This is a genomic window from Thermus scotoductus DSM 8553, from assembly GCF_000381045.1.
GTDB lineage: Bacteria > Deinococcota > Deinococci > Deinococcales > Thermaceae > Thermus > Thermus scotoductus.
Genome location: NZ_KB905730.1, coordinates 136217 through 137096, shown reverse-complemented (window position 1 = coordinate 137096; position 880 = coordinate 136217). Strand labels below are relative to the sequence as shown.

Sequence of the window (880 nt, the reverse complement as noted above, 5' to 3'; positions counted from 1 at the left end):
CCTTTGAGGGTGTTCATGGACAATGCGTCCTTTCACCGGTCGCGGGGGATGGAGGGGAGGAAGGGGGCGTGGAGGGAGCGGGGGCTTACGGTGGGATACCTGCCCCGGTACAGTCCCCATTTGAACCCCATGGAGGGTGTGTGGCGGCGGGTGAAGGGGTTTTTGATGCCTCGGCGGCACTACGGGGGGGTTGAGGAGCTTAGGGAGGCGGTGGTTCAGGCCCTCAAGGCCCTGGGGGGTGTGGAGTTGAAAATCTTGGGGGAGGGTACTTAGCGATCCCAGTCCTTGAGGTGGCGCAAGGCCACGGGAAGGCCAAGCCCCAGGCCGAAGAGGAGGAAAGCGAAAGAAGGATGAAGCAAGGCCGCCAAGAGGGGTTGGGCCAAGGCCACCGCCAAGGCCACCCGGTAGGGCCGGCGAAAGAGGGCCTGGAGGATGGCGAAAAGAAGGAGGGAGCCCAAAAGCATCCGGGGATCCACCGCCAAAAGCACCCCGGCCCCCGTAGCCAGGCCCTTGCCTCCCCGAAAAGCAAGCCAGGGGGAAAACGCATGCCCAAACACCGCTCCCACCCCTCCGGCCAAGCCTCCCAAAGGGCTTCCCGCAACGCCCTCCCCCAAGGCCACCGCCAGGATCCCCTTAAGGGCGTCCAGGAGGAGAACCATTAGGCCAGGCACGGGCCCCAAAACCCGGTAGGCGTTAAAGGCCCCGGGATTGCCCGAGCCCTCCTTAAGCAGGTTTCTTCCCCTAAGGGCCCCGAACCAGAAGGCTATGGGGAAACTTCCCAGGAAGTAGCCGACAACGAAGGCAAGGAGCATGGCTTATACCCTACCGGGGCCCCCACGCTGCCGCAAGGCAGCGTGGGGTGGTTTACCGGGGCCCCCAC

2 protein-coding genes are annotated in these 880 nt (G+C 64.5%); one reads left to right on the top strand and one right to left on the bottom strand.

Features of this window, described 5'->3' with window-relative positions:
• The coding region (locus F604_RS11760; protein WP_038044460.1) for a transposase at nucleotides 1–273 on the top strand (273 nt) is incomplete at its 5' end.
• On the opposite strand, the gene F604_RS0101485 is transcribed toward F604_RS11760, so the two are convergent.
• Entirely contained in the window at nucleotides 270–812 is a 543-nt protein-coding gene (locus F604_RS0101485; RefSeq protein WP_019550125.1) for a glycerol-3-phosphate acyltransferase, read from the bottom strand. The genes F604_RS11760 and F604_RS0101485 overlap by 4 nt on opposite strands.
• Between the last annotated feature and the right edge of the window lie 68 nt (nucleotides 813–880).

Bases quoted from the DNA above. Each gene is read 5' to 3' on its own strand.
- F604_RS0101485 (WP_019550125.1), bottom strand. From the start codon at position 812: ATGCTCCTTGCCTTCGTTGTCGGCTACTTCCTGGGAAGTTTCCCCATA.